Below are 17,736 nucleotides of genomic sequence, written 5' to 3' on the forward strand. Positions count from 1 at the left end.
TAATTTTCAGCATAAAAAAAAGAATGGTAAAAACCATCCTTTATAGTGTCAAAATCGGAAAACTTACTGATGCGCCTGTCGAAACACATCCGGAGAAGCGCCTACATACTTTTTGAAATATTTGAAGAAATTAGCGGGATCATCAAACCCCGAGGTATACGCAATTTCTTTGATGGGAGTATTGGTGCTAATCAGTAGTCTTTTGATTTGCATTATGGCAATTTCATTGATAAATGTTTTGGCAGGTTTATTCACCACTGCTTGTACAATATTATTTAGTGTTTTTGTGGTCACCCCCATATTTTGAGCATAATCCATTACTTTTTTATTTTCAAAACACTGCTCTTCTACCATACGTTGAAACGAAAGAAATTCTTCCAAATACTTCTTCTTACCAGAGAGTTGGCCATTCTGAGATTTTATACGAAATAGCTTGGTAATAATCATATGTAATGCACTTCGGGTTATCCCTATCGAATATTCATCCTTGCACTGATACTCTAATTCGATTTGCTTGACAAGGGTGGAAAAACTGGAAAATGCTTCTTTATCTTCTTTTAATTCTATTTTGGGAAAACTCAATAATTCATTAAAGAGCTGGAAGGATTTTAAAGCTTCTAATTTATTAAGATGACTAACGATAAAATCTTCTGTAAAAATCAATAAATATCCCTTTACAGTACCACTTTTAAAAAACTTTTGTATTTGATCCTTTCGAATTAACAATACAGTCCCGCTCTGGTATTTGTAATCAGTAAAATCAATAGTATGGTAACCTTCTCCCTCGAGCACCAAAAAGATATTGTAAAATTTGATGATATGATTTTTACAGATATCATGATCCAAAGTTCTGTTCAACAGCTCTTCAATTCGAACCACCTCAAAATATGATTTAGGATTGGTTTTATTGTCGAACTGTATTTGCCTGATGTCTTCTCTCATGAAAACCTTGAATAGAACATTGGTTATGTTCGTAGCAATATACTAATATTCTATCAGGAAAAATGAGGCAGTACACTTTCGCCAAGCTCTTCAATTACCTGATCCGCTGGTCTGGAACCATATTTCAAATTCAGAATTACGTGATTGACTCCATAGGACTCTAAGAGTTTCAAATGAGAGATTGTATACTCCACACCCGCTTTAAAACCAAGGTGAATTGGGCTTGGGGTAGCTTTTTCATTCTCTAATAAATCTACATAAAGTGATTGCATAAAAGGTTTCCAATCTTGCTGCGCTTTGTCAAGTGCGTCATTCCATTGATGCATTACTTTTTGTAGGGTAGCAAAATCTCTAGGGTAATACAACCACCCATCGGCATGTTCTGCTATCCAATCTATAGATTGTCCTGAATGCCCGGTTACCAGAAATGGTGTTTTTGAATTGTATTTTGGCAATATATCTATACCACCATTTGTACCACCGTAATATTTGGATTGATACGCGGGAAAATTTTGTTGTAGGGCTTTGATGTAAAAAAAGCTATCTCTGAAAAGTTCTGCTTTTTGATCTAATTTTTGATGAAAAGCAGGGTACTCAACAGGGCGATCACCAGAAGCCACTCCTGCTACTACTCTACCTCCAGACAAAACCTGTAAACTATTTATTGATTTTATCGTATGTATTGGATGACGTAGTGGAAGAATCACGCTACCTGTAGCCAAAGCAATCTCCTTGGTATGATTCATTATATGCGTCATGTATATCCAAGGATCAAATAATTGACCAGCATCCCCAAACATAGGATCATTAAACGGCACATCCCGAAACCATAATGCCTTAAAACCTAATTCCTCGGCTCTTTTGGCCAATTGCTCTTGATTTTCCATTTTAGCTATTGATCCTTTGTAAGATTCTAACGGAAAAACTAGCCCTAATGTGAGTTTCTCTTTTTTTGCTATTTTTTGAAATGCTTCCATTTACACAGATAAAATTGATTTGGTGGCTGCAATGAGTTGATGTATTTTGTTATCATCGTATGCATCAGTATGTGCTTGGGAAAACTTCCCTTTATCATTGTCAAAGTATTTACCCGAGCTATTTACATACTTGTCAGAACTAGCTAAATCATACAAAATAGAAGCTCCCTTATCGGCAGAAGACCAATGTTGCCCATAAGCTTCTTGTACCATTTTTGTATTTAATAAAGAGCCTGGATTTACAGCAATTACATTGGCAAAATCCCATTGCTTTGCTAAATAAAAACTCCACATCGTTAACGCTAATTTACTTTGAGCGTACGTCTGCTGTTCGGGCGCTATTTCCTTGCCCATTAAGACATTCAAAGAAACTGGTGATTGCGCAGCCGAACTAAGATTAATAACTCTTGGAGAATTTGATTTTTTAATAAGATCGTGCAACTGATTGGTAAGTAGAAATGGAGCCAAATAATTGACCACAAATCGAAGATCCAGTTGATTTTCATTTTGCTGATTTTGACTCTTAAAAACACCCGCATTATTGATCAATATGTCAATTTTTGAAAGCTCTTCTTTAAGCTGATCTGCCATCTTTTGTATGCTTCCAAAACTGGATAAGTCGGCAACATATCCTTTTATACCATCATTGTTTGTTTTTTCTTTTAACTCTGCAATAGTAGTATTTAGTTTTTCCTGATTTCTTCCATGCAGTATCACTTCATGCTGATCTTTTGCAAGCTTCAAAGCGGTCAACTTACCAATACCATCTGTACTTCCTGTAATCAATATCGTTTTCATGCCTTAGTGTAAATTTTAAAGAGAGAGTGCTCTTCTAGAGAGCAACTCTTTCTTGTATTAATTATGCCAAATCATCTTTGGCTTCGATTAAATAGTGATGACTTACCGATCCCTTGGTTCTTGCTTTCAAATGTGGCACATATTCTTGATCTTTCATAAAGTTCAATGCAGCTTCTTTGGATGGCCATTCTAAAATTATCCGTAAAGCAGCAGGTTGATCGTTTCCTTCAATTTGTTCGTGAGAAGCAGTTCTTGCCAGATATTTACCTCCGTGTTTTGCCACTATTTTGCCTGAAGCGGCTACGTAATCGGCAACCCATTTGTCGTCTGTGGGTGTTACATCTAATACTGAATAATAACTCATCGTTTTGGGTTTTAATGGATTATATTTTCGATTATACTAAGGTTAAAATTTCGTTCTGATCCAATCTGGATTTTGGAAGTTTGGCATTAAAATCGTCTTCACTACGATATCCCAAAGCCACCAATGTAACAGCAGTAAACCCTTTTTCACGCAAACCGAACTCTTTATCAAAAGCTTTCATATCAAAACCTTCCATAGGAGCGGCGTCTATGCCCATTGCGGCTACACCCAGTAAAAAGTTCCCGATGTTTAGGTATACTTGTTTTTCCATCCAATGCTGAAAATCTTTCACATCATACCTATGGATATCTGCAAATAGGTTTCTAGCTCCATACGTTTGTTCTTTGAATTCTGGTTTGGCATATCGACCATCATTGTCTTCTTTATCTACCAAATGACGCATGTACTCATCAGTAGCGCTAGTTCGAGAACAGAAGGCAACTACATGAGATGCGTTGAGGACTTTGGGTTCGTTGAAAATAAAAAAACCTTGTGTGCTTTTGGTAAAACGTTGCTTCCCTTCTTTGGTGCCAGCAATAATGAAATGCCAGGGTTGTAAATTGGTACTTGAGGGAGACATTTGTAACAAAGATTTAACTTGTTCTAAATCCTCTGGAGAGATTTTTTTATTGGGATCAAACGACTTTGTCGTATATCTCCAATTCAATACATCTGTAATATTCATGAGTGTAAAACTTTATACTATATTTTTTATAGTAGCAAAACTAATTATAGTTTTTTATCTTTGCAATAACGGTCAAAAAGGATAGTATAGATTATGGAAGAAGCCACACCAAAAATGTTAACGTTTAAAGGAAAGGAATATCCTTGCTTCGCAAGCCTTACCATGGGCATTATAGGAGGTAAATGGAAGACAGTAATTTTATTTCATTTAATGCACGGAACACTTCGCTATAGTGAGCTCCGTAAACAAATGCCTACGGTAACCGAACGTACCTTAAGTTTACAGTTGAAAACATTGGAAGAAGATGGAATCATCAACAGGAAAGTATATACTTCAAAACCTCCTCTAAAAGTGGAGTACTCTTTGACCGACTTTGGAAAGACACTAATCCCTATTGTGCAATCTATAGCCGACTGGGGAGATTTTGTATTAGAAAACTATTCAAACTAAGGGTAACGGTTTTCAGAGGAGATTGTAAATCTCCTTAAAAAACAAAAGCACAAACCCGAGAGTTTGCGCTTATCATACCACTTAACCAAATGTATTATTTTGCTGTTCTTTGGTAATACGTTAACAAACTAGCTTTGGCCAACGTATTGTTCCATAAATAGTAGCCTACTACTGCCGGATTGGTATTGGCTTAACCCCAATTTATCCGTTTTTAATGCATGTACAGTGATAATGTATTGGTGCAATCCATGTCCTTCTGGTGGACAAGGACCACCATATCCATTGGCTCCATAATCGGTAATACTTTGAATAGCTTCTTTTGGGGCTAAATTTAATGCTACATTTCCTGCATTGGATACCAATTCGTTAACATCCGCCGGAATATCAAAAACCACCCAATGCCACCATCCACTGCCCGTGGGAGCATCCGGATCATACATGGTAATAGCAAAACTCTTGGTACCTTCGGGAGCATTTTTCCATGATAATTGAGGAGATTGGTTCTTACCTACACACCCAAAACCATTAAATTCTTCATTAATTGTCGCTTCTCCACCCAAATCCGTACTGGATAAGGTAAAGGTACTTTGTGCAAAAACCGTAGTTGAAAATGCAAGTATAATTCCTAAAATAAAATTCGTCTTATTCATCAGTTGTACTTTTAAAATTATAGGTGCAAATGTATTGATGACCTTTAGAAAAGAGATGTTTCCTTTAGCTCAAAAAGTAGTGCTAAAAGTTCATTTTTGATTGGTATTGTTTTGGTGTAATTCCAAACTTCACCTTAAATGCATGAATAAAATTGGATAGGTTTTCATAACCTATTTCTTCAAAAATATCTGAGGGTCTATTGGATTTATTTTTTAAGAGAAATGCAGAATGTTCTAATCGTTGATCCTGAAACCATTTGCTGGGCGAGCTATGAAAGTGTTTTTCAAATTCTCTTTTAAAAGTAGACACACTCATATTAGATAAAAATGAAAGTTCTTTGATCGTCAATTTATTCAAGCGATTACTCTCAATAGTCTGAATAAATTTTTGGCTATCATTATCAGTATCATGTAACAGGGCATACAGAAATGCTACTCCTTTAACTTGAATCAGATACAGCATTATTTCTTCAAACTTAACTTCGAGTATATTCTTCTGAGTATCCTTGGGGAGTTTGGAAACATCAAGAATACTTTCTACAAACCTACTGATAAACCCATCATAACTAAATGAGTAGGTAGAATGATACTCTAAACTTTTAGGAGTATCGAAGTCATATTTCCGGATAAACTTAAGTACGGATTCATTAGAGAAGAAGAATAATACACTACGATAATAATTCTTGACATTAGACAGTTTTTCGGTCATCAAACAATGGCCAGATTTCATCAATAAAAACTGATGATTATCAATTGCAAAAGATGAGTTATCAAAAAATACTTCCTTATTCCCTTCTTGAAGGAAACTAAAGGTGTTTTTGGTTAGGACCACCTGTTGTTTTGAAATTTCCTGGGTACTCTCATAATCGTAAACCTCGATAACAATCGACGAATCCTGATACAATTCATCTGGTAACGTAATTATTTTCATTATCGTTTAATTAAAAACAGTCTAATACTTCATAAAAGTACAATTTACTAGGTATTCCATAAAATGATAAGGGCAAACTGCCCTTATCATTATCTCCAAAACTCGATTTACCTTATGGTTTTTAATTCACATGTGTATATAACTTATTAACGATTTTCCATCCCTCTTTACTTTTAAATAGTGATAAATAATCATAATAATTATATTGTAACATCGGCACATGTAATTTTACCATCGCTGTTTTTCCTAAAATGTCCACTCCTATAATTTTCATTCTCAATGATTCACCCAGGTCATTAGGACTTTGTCTATTTCCAACAGCTTCGAGATAGGCTTCTGTATTTTGAATACGATCTGTTCCATAGATATCTCCATAAAGAACCGCATCCTGATGAAAACAATCTTTTAGTTTACTAATGTCGCCATAAAAGATTCCTTCAAAATAATTATGGATGAGCTTCTCAATTGCTTTGTGGTTTGAAGTAAACATAAACTACTTTTTTGTTCCTTCATATTGTTTACCATCATATCCCCAATTATCTATGGGTACTTCGTCGATAACAATATGAGTAGTTTTTGGGTTTTTCTGAAGTACATCTACCAGTACCTTAGTGGTTCCCTCGATTAATAAGCGCTTTTGTTCTTTGGTAACCTGTTCGTCTGTGATTTTGATGTTTACGTATGGCATAATTTTTATTTTTATTGATTAATCCCATTTTGAAGTTGTGGATACTGCATATTTCCCTGCTCCCAGAAAAAATATAGTTACTGATCCTAATAAATAAAGTGCCTGAAGCTCTATTCCCCATCCACCAAACTGATTTAGCGAAAAAATATCTGCTCCATGTGCTAATAAAATGGCTATTAGAAAATTAAAGGCTATTACCAAACTGCTCAGTTTAGCTTTATATCCAATAATCATAAGAATTGGAGCTATTATTTCTCCAACAAAAACTCCGTATGCCAAAAGGCTAGGAATTCCGTATCCATCAAGTAGTTCTTTGACAAAAGCGTAACCCGAATTCATGTTGGCAATCCCATGAAATAGAATTAGCACTCCGATCGTAATTCGAAGCAATAAAAATCCTTTGTTATTACTTTCTTCTTTTTGTAATGCATTCATATTTAATTTTTTAGGTTAAAATTATTTATGAAGCAAAGTTGTGGGATATTAGAATGAATGAACAGGACCTAGATCACCTTTTTGAAGTGATCTACATCACATTGTGGAAGAAAATAACCGGAAAAATATTGGGTTAAGAATTTAATCTACTTAGGGTTTCTCGGGAAACACCCAAGTAAGCAGCAATCATTTTTTTTGGAACTCGTTGAAAAAGAGCTGGGTATTGTTCTAGGAGCATTTCATATTGTTCTTTGGTAGAACTTTTTAATAATGCCAAAACTCGATTCTGAAGAGCTATACGTCCCATTTTGCTCTTTTTTGCCCAAAAACGTTCCATTTTATGCATCTCGGCAGTGAGTTTCTCTCTATTTTCATAAGTAATATAAAGCAGTTCACTATCTTCAATACAATCGACATATATTTTGGATTTTACACGTTTTACAAAGGATTCGTAATCAGTAATCCACCAATTTTCCATACCAAATTGTAAGATATGCTCTTTCCCCTGATCATCTACAAAATAGCTTTTTAAACACCCTTTGATGATCCAATATTCTTTATCCACATAGTCTCCTTCCTGCACAATATATTGATGCTTTTTCTTTTTGATGGGAGTAAAATGACCGAGTACAAAATCAAACTCCTCATCAGTAAGAGTAATAATTTCTTCTATATGCTGTCTAAGAGGATGTTTCATAAGAAGTTATTTCTACAAAAAGATAACTCGGGACGCCCCTATTTTGTTTTTTTCTGAATCCATTTGAGCATAATCTCCATAGCCGTTGGAGAAAATGTTTGTTCTATCGATGCATATTCATTTGGCAAACCCGTTTCGCTCTCCTGAAATAAATGATTTAAATTATCTAATACCATGGTTTCTACATCTACATTACCGCCTTCTTTAAGATTCTTTTCGATACTTTCGAGGTTTTCTGTTGCGGGTACTTGTAGATCATTACTACCATTAAGTGCAAGCACTGGGCATTTGGTTTTACCAAGCGCTATTGCAGGGTCAAATTTGATAAAATCTACCAACCAAGGAATTGCTAACTGCTCTGAAAGTAAATTGAGCTGATTTTCTGGTAGCGCCGCTCCAAAAACTTTGGTAAAATAGTTTTTTAAATCCACCTCCAGTTGTGTTCTATCTGATGATGCCAAAATGATGTCATAGGCGCCTTTCATGTTTTGTTGCCCAAGTGAGATCATTGGTTCTGGAACCAACATCTTTCTTTCAATTTTTTCCTTTTGCAATAGCATCAATTGATCTCCGCGTAAAGCAGAACCAGAAAGTAAGACGACAAAAGAAACATCGTTTGATTGACTAGCGACCATCGGAGCGATCACACCACCCAAACTATGCCCTACCAAACCAATCTTATTTGTGTCAATTTCTTTTCGAGACTTCAAATATGCAATTGCGCTTTGGGTATCCCTTGCCAATCCTTCTAAAGCTGTATCATTATGACTCCCTTCAGATTTTCCAGCACCTCGATCATCTACTCTCAATACAGCAATGCCGTTCTTTGTTAAATAATCAGCGATAACCAGAAAAGGTTTGTGATTCATCAATTCTGAATCCCTATTTTGCGCTCCACTCCCACTGATAAGAATTACTGCTGCAAAATCAGAACCTGTTTTGGGATATGTAAATGTACCTGCAAGAGCAACACTATCCGTTTCGTTCTTAAAAACTACTTCTTCGACATGATAATCAAATGGTTCTTTGGGTTCTTGTGGTCTATTTTGTCCGTATATACATGATACAGTAATGAAAAGAAAAAACGAAAGAGTTTTATTCATAGGGTTAGTTGTTTCTTAAGGAAATGAAATTAAGTAGGCAACTTTTACTTCCAATCTCGTATAGGATGAATTCTTGCTATGAGTAAAGGTAGGCAATACCGATGAATTCTTAAAAAGTCTACTACCAATCATCCATTATTTTCAGAAAATACGGATTTACTTCGGTAGCCAATCTATTTCCGAAATCTTCTTCGGTCATTTTTCCTTTCCAGGAATCATCATATTTGATCAAAAAATCATTTAAGGGTTTTAAAATATCATTCCCCAAAGAGTCAATTAATTGTTTTGCTTTTTGTGTAAATCTCATTTGATACTGTCCATAATTTGCAGGACTCATTTCATAGTAATGCGCATCAAAATCTAATAGACTTGTATAGGGCAAATCTGGTGGAGGATTCTTTAAACTAAAATCTACCAACTCCATAATATACTTCAGTTCTTTTGGTTTTTTGGTCTTATAAAAAGCATATAAACCCATATTAGCATGTATTTCTTCTAGCCATCTACTCATAGAATAGTTTTCCTGATTTTCAGGATCCTGAAAACTATGCGTTAATTCGTGTATTACTAACTTATCAAAGAAAAGGCGCATGTCTAGTTGATCATTAGTATTGGTATAGGTACTTACCAAATCCTGTGTCATGTCCTTGGGGAAACTTTGAATCATTTCTTCGTATCCAGAAGCCATATGATTTTGTCCCGCCCCAACAATAAGGTTTCCTCGATAATACTCTGGCATCCCTACTACCGGAGAGTATGCGTTTCTAGTCCAATCTTGAGGAGCAACCACCAGCACACAAAAATTATCTTTAGGTCCCATTATTTCAGATAAGAACTGATAAGCTTCATTGACCAAAATGGACTGTTTTTCGGCATGATTTATTTCTCCTTCGCTATATAAGGTTTGAAATACATAGTTGGTTTCCAATTGTATAAGCCCTTCATGCTTAGCTGTGTCTAAAACTGGCTGCTGCTTAGATTTACCACATGAGATGAATAGAAAAACAAACAAGAGAAGATAGGCTGATTTCATAACTATAAATTCTAGATGATATTGAAATAGGCCGTTATTTGGTAGAAGAGCACTCTAAGATAACAAAAATCCATATAACACACTCAATAACAACTCCTTGCCCTTTCCTACAACATACTTTTATAGGTTGTTTTCAGTATTATTTTTTAATGCTCTGTTTAAACTTCGAATCGTAATCCCGAGGTAATCGGCAATATCTTGTTTTGAAACATTTAATTGTTGGTTAGCTATCAAAGCCATAAACTTTTTCAAATTATAGTCAATAGGATGTAATTGTTGTTGAGAAGCTCTCATAGCTGTGTTGCGTAATTTGATGGCTATCGCTCTTATTACAATTTGGTTTAAGGCATGATGTGCATCGAGCAATTTGTAAAAATCACTTTTATATACTTTGAAAGCAGTAATCTCTGTTATAGCTTGTACATTGCTAAAGCTCAAGGTATCTGTAAACACCTCAATTTCACCCAGTATTTCTCCCTCTCCTACAAATTCTTGAATAAAATCTCTACCATTATCCTCATTTACAAAACACTTGGCAATTCCTCTTTCAATGATGAAAATAGTATTGCCCTTTTTGTGCTGATGAATTAAGAAATCACCTGGAGAAAAAACTTCTTTGTGTATGCAATCCACAGTGTTCGAAGTTTTTAAATCCTTGAAATAGTCTACTAACTCTTTATTAATTCTAATCATGATATAGCTCGGACAAATGTCCTTTTAATTCTCGATACAGCATGCTTACTTTGCTTCTCGTTAAAGGTACACAACTACAATGAAAAAAATAATTATTGATACTGATCCTGGCATAGACGACGGAATGGCCATACAGTTAGCCTTGCACAGTCCGGAATTAGACATATTAGGTTTAACCACCATTTTTGGAAACGCATCAATCGACTTTACTACAGCCAATGCCCTGCGACTTTTAGAAATTGCAGATCGAACCAGTATTCCTGTTTGTAAAGGTACCAACAAACCTCTCGAAAGACCATTTGCTGGAGGCGTTCCTCAAGTACATGGAGAAGATGGTAAAGGAAATATCGAACACCCTAAAAGTAAATTACAACCAGATCCAAGATCGGCTCACGAGTTTATGGCAGAACAGATTAAATCCCATCCGGGTCGAGTTACTATTCTTGCTATTGGTCCGTTAACCAACCTTGCACTATTGCTGCAAGAATACCCAGGGATTGAAGAACAGGTAGAAGAAATTGTTATTATGGGAGGTAATGCTTTTTGTCCAGGAAATGCTACTCCTGCAGCAGAAGCTAATATCATTTCTGATCCAGAGGCGGCGGATATTGTTTTGGGAGCAAACTGGAAAGTGCATATGATAGGGTTAGATGTTACTCACAAAGTTTTGATGACCAGCGAGCAACTTGATCGAATTGCCAAAACCGAAAGTCCTTTGAACCAGTATGTCTCAACTACCTTTCATTTTTATAGAGACTTCTTTAAAAAAGTAAATCAAATCGATGGTATATATGTTCATGATTCTACTGCAGTGGTATATGTTTTGAAACGAGCTCTTTTTGAAACCAGAGATTTCCCTGTAAAAGTGGAAACTACTGATTCTACTAGCCTTGGTAAAACATGGCCTTCGATCGGTGAATCGGATCATGAGAATGGAAATGAACTCTTGCCCTGGAAAAATCGTCCTAAAATAACTATCTGTGTAGATGTAGATGCTGATACTGTTTTACAGCTTATTGAGGAGCGACTCCATTAAATCTAGTAATAAAAAAAGCAGAAAAGAATATGCTAGATTCTTCACTGCTTTTTTAAATAGACTACTACAAATCACCTGTGCTTATAAAGAAGCTTCACCTATAAAGAAATATAAATTCTGAAGGGCTTCATCTCTTTTGGGGAATAGCGCCTGCATTCTTTCATCTGTGCCCATTTGTTGCAATCCATCCATGGAGTCAAAGTAAAATCGGTGAATCTCATCCGGCATTTCTACACTTCCCTTGGATTGAAAAGGCGCTATAAAACGTTCGAAATGGGTTCCAAATTCTGGCATGATTTTACAAACATCATCGTGATACTCTTCAAACTGTTTTACATAACGCTCACCCTCCTTAAAATAGATCAAAGCAACACCATAGGTTTTGGTATGATCACCGGTTTCTCTTTCAAATTTAAAACTGGTATTCTTACTGGTAAAAATAGAAATGTCCTTTATTGCAGGCATTGCATATTCATTTCGAATCTTTATAAATTCTGGATCCTCATTGAATTTATTGAATACCTCAATACTTGGATAGGTCGCAAAATGAATCTCATCGGGCAATGCTATTTCTCCTTTTGCCAACATTTTGGGCGCAATAATACGTTCTATTTTTCCACCATATTTTTCTAATATGGTTCCTCCTTTTTGTTTGTATTCTTCAAAACGTGCTTCTTCTCCTTCTTTAAGATATACCAAAGCTACATTTACTATTTCTTCATTTTTAACTATCATTGGGTCTACTGTTTGTACATTAGTATTCGCTTGTTCTGGCTCTTGTTTGGTAGATATTTTGCATGAAATCATCAAAAAACATGTAAAAGCTACACCCACCAGATTTATCATCGTTTTCATTTGTTGTCTAGATTAAATGCTCCATTTGTAATGTGTCCTTGATCAAGCTTTCCTGAATCGGACCTGTTTTGGTATTCAGCTCATTCGTATTGTAATCTATACCCACTGCTTCTCGTATAGGTCGGGTTCCTTTTTCCATCTGAATCACATTTAAAATAGCATCCGCGATCTCTTCAGAATTTGGAGCATCTTCACTTTTAAAAAACTCTCCAAAATTTTGAAGCATCGCTGCCGGAACGTCGCGCATTTCTCCGTAGCTTTTCAGTACCTCATCATCATCTTCTTTGGGACCACTGTATAGTAGACCTGAAGGATAAGGTCCTGGTTCAATAATCGTTACATCTACATTTAACGGTTTTAACTCATACTTCAATGATTCCGAATAGGCTTCCAAAGCAAACTTACTTGCGCAATACACTCCAAAATATGGGAATACTAATCTCCCGGCTAATGATGAAATATTTATAATCAACCCGTCTGAAGATTCTTTAAGCAAAGGAAGGAAAGCTTTTGAGGTTCGGATTACGCCAAAGAAATTGGTATTAAACTGCTCTTCTACCTGTTGTAAACTATAGGCCTCAGTAATACCTACGTACATTACTCCGGCATTGTTTACCAAAACATCTATCCCTCCATCTTCTTTGGTAATTTTTTCTACTACCGCATTTACGGAGGTATCACTAGTTACATCCAAATCTGCTACCCTAATAGCAATATTTTCACTATTTGCGATAGATGCTAATGCTTCCCTTTTTTCTTTGTTTTTTCCACTTGAGTCACGCATCGTGGCCCAGACTTTGTACCCTTTTCGAGCTAACGCGAGTGCTGTTAAATAACCAAACCCATTACTTGCTCCCGTAATCAATACATTTTTCATTAGTAATTTATTTTTCGATTAATAATGAAACAAAGATCGAAACCGGAGAGAAGGAATCGTTTTACGATTAGTTCAATGATTTGCCCAAATAGGTCAATTTATAAGTAGTAGGAGAAGTTCCATACCGAAGCTTAAAAGTTTTAGAAAAATGAGAAACGCTTGTAAAACCACATTCGTAGGCAATATCGGTAGTTCTTAGATCAGTAGAGATCAGTAGTTCTTTGGATTTTTCTAATTTTTTATCTCTTAAATAGGTTGCCGGTGAAGTATTGTATATCCTTTTGAATTCCCTTTTGAATGTTGACAAACTTTGATTATTCAATATGGCCAGTTCTTCTAAAGTAATATTAGAATAGTGGTGAGCTTGTATAATTTCCCTAAAGGAATAGGTATTGGGTTCAAATAAATTTGAAAGGATGGATTGTATATCGGGTGCATTTTGTGTTTGATTCAACAATAAAACTATTTCCTTCAGTTTTAGAATTAAAATTTCTTCATTAACCAAAGTTGGATTTTCAAAATAAAACAAAATACCTTCGATATACTTTCGGATTAAAATGTCACTTTTAAGTTTGGACATGCCTGTATCCAAGGGTATCTTTTTTGTAAGAAACTCTGGTAGTTTATTTTCGTAGATCTTCAATAAAATTTCTGGATAAAAATGCACCGCCAATGCTTGATAAGTATCAGATTCTCCCGAAGGCAGCATATTACAAGTGTAATTCCCACATTTCATCAACAAGGATTCTTCTGCCTCGATGGTGACACGTTGTGTCTCAGAAATGGAATTATATTCTCCTTGCAAAATATACAGGAAACAAGCCTCATTAGGCATTAAGGTAGGCTTCTTATAAGGAGGTTTCAGAATAATGGTCTCAAAAAGCAATTTACCAAATAAGTCTATGGTTTTATAATCCTGTATCATCCTTCATTTTCTATCAAAAATACATGTTATCCCTGTATTTTTCTTTTAAAATTAGTCCAAGCATTTGTCAATTCGGGTCAAACCAAGTTAAAGTGTCCATTGATCTAGAAATCTAGTACTAAGTCATCTCTTGGTATGTTTTCCTTTTTAATTCAAAAACGAAACAGCTAGTGGCATCAAAATCTCGCTCTTCAACAAATTCGAAACCGAGTCTTTTATAAAAACGATGTGCTTTGGTATTTGTTTTCAAAGGGTCGATTAGTATTCCATCTACATCTGGCACTTCAAAACATCTTTGTATGGCAAGTTTCATCATTTGAGTACCATATCCTTTATTAAGATCCGTTTCTTCTCCTATCCAAATATCGATCGCCCTTTTATTGGGTGCAACCTTTCCCCAATAATGAGTCTCTTCTAGATATGGATCAATAATTTGAATAAAACCTATTGGTCTGCCATCTAATTCGGCAACGAGTTGTTCTCTCCAAACAGGAGTATGCTGTAATTCTGTTTCCCAATTCCAATCCTCATCGGGATCACAATCGATTACATGTTGCTTGGTATCCCAATATTTCAGTAGTTCGAGGTCATGTATTGTAGCGGCACGTAGTGAAATCATAATACAAATAATAGTCGAGTCTTCTTATTTCATTATTGATCAGACCAAATAGCCAACTCATTGCCCGCTGGATCCAAAAAGTGAAATCTACGCCCTCCGGGAAACGAAAAGATCTCTTGCGCAAGTTTTCCTCCGGACTGCAATACGGTTTCTTGTATTTCTTCCAAATTTGCATGATACAATACCACCAAAGCGCCATTAACTATAGGATCATCTGATTTTTCAAAACCACCTTCCAGTCCACTATCTGCAAATGCGGTATAATCTGGTCCATAATCAGTAAACTTCCAACCAAAGGCTTTTATATAAAAGGTTTTTACAGCCTCTAGGTCTTTTGCTTTAAACTCTATGTAATTGATATGATTGTCTTGTTGCTTCATTGTTGAAAGGTATGTTTATAATAAAATATATACTTTGATCTCTTCATCGATTTGGATATGAGTCTTTTTCCTAATCGCCGCTTTTACCGGTAGGATATAGCTCTCATTCTTGGTATCATACCAAATAGCAGTATCCCATTGGATCTCCTTAATAATAGCAGAAGCTTTCATTCTTCCCCAACCTTCTTCCTGCCACTGTAGATGTTCTCTAATTTCTTTTGACATCTCTTTGGGAATAGATACAAAAAACCAACCTCCTGGGGCATCGTGTTTCCATAATTTGGCTGAAAAAGTATATTCAATTTTTGCCATCCGTATTTTGCTATTGAACTATAAAAATATTAAAAAAAGCATAGGCCTTTACCCCTATGCTTTATTACTTATCACCAATATATGGATTACAGATTATTTGATGAATCCAACCATATTTTCTACCATTTCGGTTACAGCACCTTGTAAAAAGGCTCTGAATTGAATCTCGGTCATATTCGGGTTTTTCAGGAATTCATAATTAGACGTCCATACAATCATCGATTTATTTAATCCCATATCTACGACCCGAAAACTATTCTCTACCTTCTTTGCCGGAACTCCTTCTACCACTTGCCAAGTATAGGTTCGGTCACTATCATCAAATTTCATGATTTTTTCTTTAAACTTTCCCTTTCCATCGGGCGCAGTACAGACTCTGGTTCCCCCTACTCCTTTTGGACCTATCCATTCTACTTTACCCACAAAAGAGGATATCTTATCAATATTATCCATTTTTCGTATTTGTTCCCAGACCTTATCCGCAGAAAAATCTACATGAGATACATAACTCAAATCTGATTTGTGATTTTGTGCTTGTACCTGAAACGTTCCTACTACGGTAACTATTATTATTACAACTTGTTTGATCTTTTTTTTCATTTTGTTATGTGTTTATTGTTAATAAAAGAATTGTTCAAGAATGATTTTACCATCTTCGACTTGATAAATAATAAGTTCATCAAGCGTCATTTCATCTCCATTTTTGAGTGTTAAAGAAATCTTATACGGAATAGCAATAAAGTTCTTGCTCGTCACATAATCTCCAATTTCTAAGGACGTTACTTCCTTAATATTTCCCGTCATAACTGTATCCTTTTCTTTGATGGCTTTTACTCCAACTAATTCGGGAAAATGAGGAGATTGTGGTTCGATGTGTTTTACCTTCTCTTGATGAAAAAGGGTGTCATAAATGTCTGCGAATTTTCCTTCTTCCAGCAGTGTTTTTAGTTCTTCGGCTATAGCTTCTGTTGTCATATTATATATTATTTTAACACGGTGTAGTTATAAGTATTTTTAATGTCTTTGAATTTGTTGTTAGAGGCATTTACTACTTCTCCGGTTTCTACATAATGTTTTAATCCCACTAATGTCTCTCCCAATAACTTTTTGAATTTACCCTTGGCTAATCCAGCCATAAAAGCGGGTTTAGTTCTAAACTGAAACTTATAGCCTGCTGTTGCTGTACCATCTCCATTATCTTTTACATAGTAAATGGCCTGAGAATTGTTTTTGTCCAAAGGAAATTTAGCTGCATCTTTAATGATATTGGTCATACGCATATTTTGCGCATCAATGTCAAGAATAGTCTCGTGTGCCCATCTCTTTTTATTTTCACTGAAATAACACTTTCTTTCTGCTCCAACTTCTCCTTTTAAGGAACCACTTTCATAATGAGAAGAATAGATAAAGGGAGAAAAGTTTCCCACTTTACCATAGTCTAATACCATGGTTTCCCAGACTTTTTCTGCTGAAGCGTTTATTACAATTTCGGTATTAAGGGTTTTGAACTTTTTTGTCATCCGTTCTTGTCCCAGGATCGAATGACTTGCTAATCCAAAAGCCAAAACGATCATTACTGTACGCATTACATTTTTCATATGTTTTTAGATTTTTAAAGGTTTATAGTTTGGATACATCAATTCAAGCGGTGTTACAAAACTGCAGCCACCTTCTTTGATAATTTTTGTAATTCTTTTGTTTTATTAGGGCTAGGTTGTCCTGTTTCTACAAAGTGTTTTAAGTCATTTGGAATACTAGCAATCTGTTTGGCTAATTGTATCTTCATCATAGGAGCCATTATGCGTCCAATAAAACCTTTGGTAGTCACTATCAGATGCATATTTACTCTGGTCGTATCACTTCCTATTTCGTTCAACTGCCAATTATTAATCGCGGTATCAACAAAAAATGGAAAACCTTCTATGACTTCGTACTCTAACTCATAGTTCTGTGGATCAAAAGTTCGTATTACCTCTTTGATCTTACCTGATGGTAATTCGCAAGCTCTGTTATTAGAAGGAGCTTCGATGATAGTTGGTGCACCATACCCTTTGGAATGATTGAGTCCTGAAGCCCATTTGTAGGCATCCCCAAATTGATTCCCCAAGATATCCCACACGGTTGCAATCTTCCGGTTAATAATAATTTCTTTCTTAAATTCCATATCGATAAAAATTAAATGAATTAATGATTCATCATTTGGATACGAGAAAGTTATAGGTGTTACAAAATCAAAAAAGGCTACTTCTCGTTGAAGTAGCCTTTGATATACAATCGAAAAAAAGG

Annotated in this window: 25 protein-coding genes and 1 pseudogene; 2 read left to right on the forward strand and 24 right to left on the reverse strand. The window is 35.4% G+C overall.

What is annotated here, in order from left to right:
• Positions 1 to 63: 63 nt before the first annotated feature.
• From ACXAGJ_RS16220 to nfsB, 5 genes are all read right to left on the reverse strand, one after another.
• The gene (locus ACXAGJ_RS16220) at positions 64 to 942 is read right to left on the reverse strand and encodes an AraC family transcriptional regulator (protein ID WP_474841179.1); all 879 of its coding nucleotides are present in this window, start codon (positions 940 to 942) and stop codon (positions 64 to 66) included.
• 53 nt (positions 943 to 995) lie between these two features.
• Positions 996 to 1,919: an LLM class oxidoreductase gene (locus tag ACXAGJ_RS16225; protein WP_474841180.1), complete on the reverse strand. Its 924-nt coding sequence runs from the start codon at positions 1,917 to 1,919 to the stop codon at positions 996 to 998.
• A complete protein-coding gene (locus ACXAGJ_RS16230; protein ID WP_474841181.1) occupies positions 1,920 to 2,717 on the reverse strand; it encodes an SDR family NAD(P)-dependent oxidoreductase in 798 nt (265 codons plus the stop codon).
• A 61-nt stretch (positions 2,718 to 2,778) separates the two neighbouring features.
• Positions 2,779 to 3,081 (reverse strand): DUF1330 domain-containing protein, encoded by a 303-nt coding sequence (locus ACXAGJ_RS16235; RefSeq protein WP_474841182.1) that lies wholly within the window; start codon positions 3,079 to 3,081, stop codon positions 2,779 to 2,781.
• Between the two features lie 31 nt (positions 3,082 to 3,112).
• A complete protein-coding gene (gene nfsB, locus ACXAGJ_RS16240; protein WP_474841183.1) occupies positions 3,113 to 3,766 on the reverse strand; it encodes an oxygen-insensitive NAD(P)H nitroreductase in 654 nt (217 codons plus the stop codon).
• 114 nt (positions 3,767 to 3,880) lie between these two features.
• On the opposite strand from nfsB, the gene ACXAGJ_RS16245 reads away from it, so the two are divergent.
• Complete coding sequence (locus ACXAGJ_RS16245; protein ID WP_474841458.1) at positions 3,881 to 4,216, forward strand: winged helix-turn-helix transcriptional regulator; 336 nt, start codon at positions 3,881 to 3,883, stop codon at positions 4,214 to 4,216.
• A 94-nt stretch (positions 4,217 to 4,310) separates the two neighbouring features.
• Here ACXAGJ_RS16245 and ACXAGJ_RS16250 read toward each other — a convergent pair.
• The 9 genes and pseudogenes from ACXAGJ_RS16250 to ACXAGJ_RS16290 all read right to left on the reverse strand — a co-directional run bounded on the left by ACXAGJ_RS16250 (position 4,311) and on the right by ACXAGJ_RS16290 (position 10,446).
• Positions 4,311 to 4,866 (reverse strand): annotated as a pseudogene (locus ACXAGJ_RS16250) (YbhB/YbcL family Raf kinase inhibitor-like protein).
• An 82-nt stretch (positions 4,867 to 4,948) separates the two neighbouring features.
• Entirely contained in the window at positions 4,949 to 5,797 is an 849-nt protein-coding gene (locus ACXAGJ_RS16255) for a helix-turn-helix domain-containing protein (protein ID WP_474841184.1), read from the reverse strand.
• A gap of 121 nt (positions 5,798 to 5,918) precedes the next feature.
• On the reverse strand, positions 5,919 to 6,287 hold the full coding sequence (locus ACXAGJ_RS16260) for a nuclear transport factor 2 family protein (RefSeq protein ID WP_474841185.1): 369 nt from the start codon (positions 6,285 to 6,287) through the stop codon (positions 5,919 to 5,921).
• A 3-nt stretch (positions 6,288 to 6,290) separates the two neighbouring features.
• Entirely contained in the window at positions 6,291 to 6,485 is a 195-nt protein-coding gene (locus ACXAGJ_RS16265; protein WP_473286237.1) for a 2-hydroxymuconate tautomerase family protein, read from the reverse strand.
• 18 nt (positions 6,486 to 6,503) lie between these two features.
• Positions 6,504 to 6,920, reverse strand: a complete 417-nt coding sequence (locus ACXAGJ_RS16270) for a DoxX family protein (protein WP_474841186.1) — start codon at positions 6,918 to 6,920, stop codon at positions 6,504 to 6,506.
• A 133-nt stretch (positions 6,921 to 7,053) separates the two neighbouring features.
• Entirely contained in the window at positions 7,054 to 7,617 is a 564-nt protein-coding gene (locus ACXAGJ_RS16275; RefSeq protein ID WP_474841187.1) for a Crp/Fnr family transcriptional regulator, read from the reverse strand.
• Positions 7,618 to 7,655: 38 nt separating this feature from the next.
• Positions 7,656 to 8,720, reverse strand: coding sequence for an alpha/beta hydrolase family protein (locus ACXAGJ_RS16280; RefSeq protein ID WP_474841188.1), 1,065 nt, complete (start codon positions 8,718 to 8,720; stop codon positions 7,656 to 7,658).
• A 121-nt stretch (positions 8,721 to 8,841) separates the two neighbouring features.
• Positions 8,842 to 9,753 (reverse strand): hypothetical protein, encoded by a 912-nt coding sequence (locus ACXAGJ_RS16285; protein ID WP_474841189.1) that lies wholly within the window; start codon positions 9,751 to 9,753, stop codon positions 8,842 to 8,844.
• A 120-nt stretch (positions 9,754 to 9,873) separates the two neighbouring features.
• Positions 9,874 to 10,446, reverse strand: a complete 573-nt coding sequence (locus ACXAGJ_RS16290; protein ID WP_474841190.1) for a Crp/Fnr family transcriptional regulator — start codon at positions 10,444 to 10,446, stop codon at positions 9,874 to 9,876.
• Positions 10,447 to 10,525: 79 nt separating this feature from the next.
• Between ACXAGJ_RS16290 and ACXAGJ_RS16295 the strand changes: the two genes are divergently transcribed.
• On the forward strand, positions 10,526 to 11,482 hold the full coding sequence (locus ACXAGJ_RS16295) for a nucleoside hydrolase (RefSeq protein ID WP_474841191.1): 957 nt from the start codon (positions 10,526 to 10,528) through the stop codon (positions 11,480 to 11,482).
• Between the two features lie 81 nt (positions 11,483 to 11,563).
• Here ACXAGJ_RS16295 and ACXAGJ_RS16300 read toward each other — a convergent pair whose 3' ends face one another.
• The 10 genes from ACXAGJ_RS16300 to ACXAGJ_RS16345 form a co-directional block, all read right to left on the reverse strand.
• The gene (locus ACXAGJ_RS16300; protein WP_474841192.1) at positions 11,564 to 12,337 is read right to left on the reverse strand and encodes a hypothetical protein; all 774 of its coding nucleotides are present in this window, start codon (positions 12,335 to 12,337) and stop codon (positions 11,564 to 11,566) included.
• Positions 12,338 to 12,344: 7 nt separating this feature from the next.
• Positions 12,345 to 13,214, reverse strand: coding sequence for an SDR family oxidoreductase (locus ACXAGJ_RS16305; protein ID WP_474841193.1), 870 nt, complete (start codon positions 13,212 to 13,214; stop codon positions 12,345 to 12,347).
• 67 nt (positions 13,215 to 13,281) lie between these two features.
• Positions 13,282 to 14,139: a helix-turn-helix domain-containing protein gene (locus ACXAGJ_RS16310; protein ID WP_474841194.1), complete on the reverse strand. Its 858-nt coding sequence runs from the start codon at positions 14,137 to 14,139 to the stop codon at positions 13,282 to 13,284.
• 118 nt (positions 14,140 to 14,257) lie between these two features.
• Positions 14,258 to 14,758 carry a GNAT family N-acetyltransferase gene (locus ACXAGJ_RS16315; RefSeq protein WP_474841195.1) on the reverse strand — a complete coding sequence of 167 codons (501 nt, stop codon included), beginning with the start codon at positions 14,756 to 14,758 and terminating at the stop codon, positions 14,258 to 14,260.
• A gap of 32 nt (positions 14,759 to 14,790) precedes the next feature.
• Positions 14,791 to 15,138: a VOC family protein gene (locus ACXAGJ_RS16320; protein WP_474841196.1), complete on the reverse strand. Its 348-nt coding sequence runs from the start codon at positions 15,136 to 15,138 to the stop codon at positions 14,791 to 14,793.
• A gap of 15 nt (positions 15,139 to 15,153) precedes the next feature.
• On the reverse strand, positions 15,154 to 15,450 hold the full coding sequence (locus ACXAGJ_RS16325) for a DUF1905 domain-containing protein (protein WP_474841197.1): 297 nt from the start codon (positions 15,448 to 15,450) through the stop codon (positions 15,154 to 15,156).
• Between the two features lie 93 nt (positions 15,451 to 15,543).
• Positions 15,544 to 16,050, reverse strand: a complete 507-nt coding sequence (locus tag ACXAGJ_RS16330) for an SRPBCC family protein (RefSeq protein ID WP_474841198.1) — start codon at positions 16,048 to 16,050, stop codon at positions 15,544 to 15,546.
• 18 nt (positions 16,051 to 16,068) lie between these two features.
• Entirely contained in the window at positions 16,069 to 16,425 is a 357-nt protein-coding gene (locus ACXAGJ_RS16335) for a SnoaL-like domain-containing protein (RefSeq protein WP_474841199.1), read from the reverse strand.
• 8 nt (positions 16,426 to 16,433) lie between these two features.
• Positions 16,434 to 17,048 (reverse strand): SRPBCC family protein, encoded by a 615-nt coding sequence (locus tag ACXAGJ_RS16340; RefSeq protein WP_474841200.1) that lies wholly within the window; start codon positions 17,046 to 17,048, stop codon positions 16,434 to 16,436.
• 53 nt (positions 17,049 to 17,101) lie between these two features.
• On the reverse strand, positions 17,102 to 17,614 hold the full coding sequence (locus ACXAGJ_RS16345) for an SRPBCC family protein (protein WP_474841201.1): 513 nt from the start codon (positions 17,612 to 17,614) through the stop codon (positions 17,102 to 17,104).
• Positions 17,615 to 17,736 lie beyond the last annotated feature (122 nt).

The sequence above is a fragment of the Aquimarina sp. AWH4_224 genome (assembly GCF_056160245.1).

Excerpts from the sequence above, each read along its gene's own strand:
- ACXAGJ_RS16220 (WP_474841179.1), bottom strand. The coding sequence starts at position 942 with ATGAGAGAAGACATCAGGCAAATACAGTTCGACAATAAAACCAATCCT.
- ACXAGJ_RS16225 (WP_474841180.1), bottom strand. The coding sequence starts at position 1,919 with ATGGAAGCATTTCAAAAAATAGCAAAAAAAGAGAAACTCACATTAGGG.
- ACXAGJ_RS16230 (WP_474841181.1), bottom strand. The coding sequence starts at position 2,717 with ATGAAAACGATATTGATTACAGGAAGTACAGATGGTATTGGTAAGTTG.
- ACXAGJ_RS16235 (WP_474841182.1), bottom strand. The coding sequence starts at position 3,081 with ATGAGTTATTATTCAGTATTAGATGTAACACCCACAGACGACAAATGG.
- nfsB (WP_474841183.1), bottom strand. The coding sequence starts at position 3,766 with ATGAATATTACAGATGTATTGAATTGGAGATATACGACAAAGTCGTTT.
- ACXAGJ_RS16245 (WP_474841458.1), top strand. The coding sequence starts at position 3,881 with ATGTTAACGTTTAAAGGAAAGGAATATCCTTGCTTCGCAAGCCTTACC.
- ACXAGJ_RS16255 (WP_474841184.1), bottom strand. The coding sequence starts at position 5,797 with ATGAAAATAATTACGTTACCAGATGAATTGTATCAGGATTCGTCGATT.
- ACXAGJ_RS16260 (WP_474841185.1), bottom strand. The coding sequence starts at position 6,287 with ATGTTTACTTCAAACCACAAAGCAATTGAGAAGCTCATCCATAATTAT.
- ACXAGJ_RS16265 (WP_473286237.1), bottom strand. The coding sequence starts at position 6,485 with ATGCCATACGTAAACATCAAAATCACAGACGAACAGGTTACCAAAGAA.
- ACXAGJ_RS16270 (WP_474841186.1), bottom strand. The coding sequence starts at position 6,920 with ATGAATGCATTACAAAAAGAAGAAAGTAATAACAAAGGATTTTTATTG.
- ACXAGJ_RS16275 (WP_474841187.1), bottom strand. The coding sequence starts at position 7,617 with ATGAAACATCCTCTTAGACAGCATATAGAAGAAATTATTACTCTTACT.
- ACXAGJ_RS16280 (WP_474841188.1), bottom strand. The coding sequence starts at position 8,720 with ATGAATAAAACTCTTTCGTTTTTTCTTTTCATTACTGTATCATGTATA.
- ACXAGJ_RS16285 (WP_474841189.1), bottom strand. The coding sequence starts at position 9,753 with ATGAAATCAGCCTATCTTCTCTTGTTTGTTTTTCTATTCATCTCATGT.
- ACXAGJ_RS16290 (WP_474841190.1), bottom strand. The coding sequence starts at position 10,446 with ATGATTAGAATTAATAAAGAGTTAGTAGACTATTTCAAGGATTTAAAA.
- ACXAGJ_RS16295 (WP_474841191.1), top strand. The coding sequence starts at position 10,526 with ATGAAAAAAATAATTATTGATACTGATCCTGGCATAGACGACGGAATG.
- ACXAGJ_RS16300 (WP_474841192.1), bottom strand. The coding sequence starts at position 12,337 with ATGAAAACGATGATAAATCTGGTGGGTGTAGCTTTTACATGTTTTTTG.
- ACXAGJ_RS16305 (WP_474841193.1), bottom strand. The coding sequence starts at position 13,214 with ATGAAAAATGTATTGATTACGGGAGCAAGTAATGGGTTTGGTTATTTA.
- ACXAGJ_RS16310 (WP_474841194.1), bottom strand. The coding sequence starts at position 14,139 with ATGATACAGGATTATAAAACCATAGACTTATTTGGTAAATTGCTTTTT.
- ACXAGJ_RS16315 (WP_474841195.1), bottom strand. The coding sequence starts at position 14,758 with ATGATTTCACTACGTGCCGCTACAATACATGACCTCGAACTACTGAAA.
- ACXAGJ_RS16320 (WP_474841196.1), bottom strand. The coding sequence starts at position 15,138 with ATGAAGCAACAAGACAATCATATCAATTACATAGAGTTTAAAGCAAAA.
- ACXAGJ_RS16325 (WP_474841197.1), bottom strand. The coding sequence starts at position 15,450 with ATGGCAAAAATTGAATATACTTTTTCAGCCAAATTATGGAAACACGAT.
- ACXAGJ_RS16330 (WP_474841198.1), bottom strand. The coding sequence starts at position 16,050 with ATGAAAAAAAAGATCAAACAAGTTGTAATAATAATAGTTACCGTAGTA.
- ACXAGJ_RS16335 (WP_474841199.1), bottom strand. The coding sequence starts at position 16,425 with ATGACAACAGAAGCTATAGCCGAAGAACTAAAAACACTGCTGGAAGAA.
- ACXAGJ_RS16340 (WP_474841200.1), bottom strand. The coding sequence starts at position 17,048 with ATGAAAAATGTAATGCGTACAGTAATGATCGTTTTGGCTTTTGGATTA.
- ACXAGJ_RS16345 (WP_474841201.1), bottom strand. The coding sequence starts at position 17,614 with ATGGAATTTAAGAAAGAAATTATTATTAACCGGAAGATTGCAACCGTG.